Source organism: Hominiventricola filiformis, assembly GCF_020686965.1.
GTDB lineage: Bacteria > Bacillota > Clostridia > Lachnospirales > Lachnospiraceae > Hominiventricola > Hominiventricola filiformis.
Genome location: NZ_JAJEPS010000044.1, coordinates 1 through 2,839 on the forward strand (window position 1 = coordinate 1; position 2,839 = coordinate 2,839).

Here is a 2,839-nt window from a genome sequence, read left to right on the forward strand (position 1 = left end):
GATTGGTGGCCGCGAGTTCCTATGTTTTCGAAAAGGGAAGGAATTTTAGTAAGCAAGTTGAGCGCTGAGACCCACGGTCCCGGCCGCGGGCAAGAAAACAAGCTTTCCTCAGTCCCGGCCGCGGGCGGGAAAATAAAAGCCCTGTCTCGGCGAAGGGGCACCTGACTGTCGTGTACCATTGGATGTCAATTTTTCACTCCACCGAAAATTGCTGAAATGCAAATTTCGATATGAAATATGAGGATTTGTCTCATATTTCTGTTGTAAAAACAAAAAAATGGAATATAATAAGGATATAGGAAAGAAGTTTGGACAAGTGGAGGTAAATAAAATGTTATGCCAATTTACAGTGAAAAATTTTAAGAGTATACGGGATGAGGTAACATTTGATATGCAGGCTGCCGCCATTTCTGAGCATGAAGACAGAATTATAAAAGATAAAGATGAGGAATTATACTTACCGGTATCTGCTGTATACGGACCAAATGGCGGAGGAAAATCCAACGTTCTTGAAGCATTGCATAGTCTGGTTACGAAAGTACTGAGACCATTATATGCTACAAGTAATAACGAAGAGATCGCAATGAAAATGAAAAAACTTGTGATAGAGCCATTTGCTTTCAATGAAGGAACAAGAAATGAACCAACAGAATTTGAATTGTTTTTTAGAACGGCAATGTCAGAGTATCGATATGAATTGACCGTAAAAAAAGAAGTAATCGAATACGAAAGGCTGGACCGTATAAAATTGGAAACGGGACGAAAATCAGCACTTTTCGAACGAGATGAGGATGGAATTATTTTGAAAGGTGCATTTGCAAGATTAAAAACCAGTGATGAATTATCCGATACATTGCCGCTGTTATCATATCTTGGAATTACTTACGGCAAAAACGAAGTGGTACAGGAGGTGCTTGAATGGTTTGATGAAGAGATTAATTTTCTGAATTATGGAAATCCTATGCAGGAATTACGAATGGCTATTTCTAAGTCAGAGGATGTAAAAAGACTGATGCTTCAGATGATTCAGGAAATGGATTTGGATATTGTAGATTTCCGTGTAGAAGAAAAGGAAAATGACCGGATCGAAGTGTTTACAAAACACGTAGTGGATGGATATGAAGCAGAATTGAATTTGGTTGATGAATCCAGTGGAACAAAAAAATTATTTGGATTGCTCCCATTCATTGCAAAAAGTTTATTGAAAGGAACGACACTTGTGATTGACGAACTGGATGCAAAGATCCATCCGGTATTGCTTAGATATCTTATTATGATGTTTAGCAATATGGAAAAGAATAAAAAGGGTGCACAGTTGATTTTTACATCGCATGATTTGTCTACTATGAACAGCGAAGTTTTCAGAAGAGACGAAATCTGGTTTGTAGCAAAAGGGAACCGTCAGAACTCAAAATTATATTCTCTTGTAGAATTTAAAAATAAGAAAGGTGAATCTGTACGTAAGGATGCTAAGTTCGATAAACAGTATCTGGAAGGAAAATATGGTGCAGATCCATACCTCAGAAAGATTATAGATTGGGGGACGGTGAATGGCTAAAAGAGGCAGAAAAGAGAAAGACAACTGGAAGAAGAAACGTCGGCAGGAATATCTGGAAAAGAAAGAATTCCGCTACTATATTTTCTGCGAGGGACAAGCAACGGAACCTAAATATTTCCAAGGATTCAAACGGTATATTGAAGATAATCCTATTTATCGGGATATGGTTTTAATAGAAATTGAAGGCTGCCAGGCTGAGACGATGCGTGTAATCGGGAAAGCGGAAGAGTATGTGCGTGAGAACAAGATTACAAAAGGGCAGATATGGTGTGTCTATGATAAAGACAGTTTTCCATCCAGTGATGTCAATGGAGTAGTCCAGCGGGCAGAAGTATTGAATCAAAAAAATTCGGATGTTCAGTACTATGCGGCGTGGAGTAACGAGTGTATTGAATTCTGGTTCATGTTACATTTTGCATATTACACGGCAAATAATCATAGGTCCGAGTATAAGAAATTTTTGAATGAGAAATTTCAAGAACTGGGGATTGGAAAGTATGAGAAGAATATGGATAACATATTTGAGACACTGATGAATGGTGGAAATCCGAAGCTGGCAATTCGATATGCGAGACGGATTATTAAAAATGGAGAGGGAAGAACACCGGCGGAGATAGCACCAGGAACGAAGGTGTATGAGTTGGTGGAGGAACTAGCGAAATATTTGCCGGAGGAACAGAAGAAATATTTTACGGAGGATGTATGAGGATACTTATGCATACTCTTATTCTACTTCTGCGGCATGGAGGAACTTCACCTGCCGGAGTCACTGGAAGTACTGGAAGAGTCTGCATTTTTCAAATGCACGAAACTGACCGAAGTCTGCCTCCCGGAAAGCGTCCGCTATATTGGCAAATGGGTCTTCCACGGCTGCAACCGCCTACGCACCCTCGAGATCCGGCACGATCCCGAATACATAGGTCCGTGGATCATCAATAAATCCGCCAAGATCCGCTGTTATCAGGGGTCAAAGGTGGATGAGTATTGTCAGGAATCTGGCTTTGAGGTGGAGTATCTCTAAAGGGGCGTAGGATGCCTCTTTTTGTAAGTCTGCTGAGACCGTGGCCGCTCCCTTTTTGCAAGTCTGTCGGGGCCGTGGCCGCGCCTCCTTTGTTGCCTTGCCGGAGCGAGGCCGCCCCTTTTTGACAAAGCTGCCGGGGCCGTGGGTCTATATCACGTCCACCCCTGCTTCAGTTCCTGTTTTCCGGCGCCACAACAAGCTTTCGTAGGTGAAATGGGCCAGAAACGCAGATTGGTGGCCGCGAGTTCCTATGTTTTCGA

General features: G+C 41.7%; 3 protein-coding genes. All 3 read left to right on the forward strand.

Annotated elements, in window-relative coordinates:
- Nucleotides 1-277: 277 nt before the first annotated feature.
- The 3 genes from LKD36_RS17335 to LKD36_RS17345 are packed head-to-tail and all read left to right on the forward strand — an operon-like array spanning nt 278 to nt 2,579.
- Nucleotides 278-1,558 (forward strand): AAA family ATPase, encoded by a 1,281-nt coding sequence (locus LKD36_RS17335; RefSeq protein WP_308460378.1) that lies wholly within the window; start codon nt 278-280, stop codon nt 1,556-1,558.
- Entirely contained in the window at nt 1,551-2,264 is a 714-nt protein-coding gene (locus tag LKD36_RS17340) for an RloB family protein (RefSeq protein WP_308460379.1), read from the forward strand. The genes LKD36_RS17335 and LKD36_RS17340 overlap by 8 nt, the downstream gene beginning before the upstream one ends.
- Nucleotides 2,265-2,276: 12 nt before the next feature.
- A complete protein-coding gene (locus LKD36_RS17345) occupies nt 2,277-2,579 on the forward strand; it encodes a leucine-rich repeat domain-containing protein (RefSeq protein WP_308460380.1) in 303 nt (100 codons plus the stop codon).
- Nucleotides 2,580-2,839: the final 260 nt, after the last annotated feature.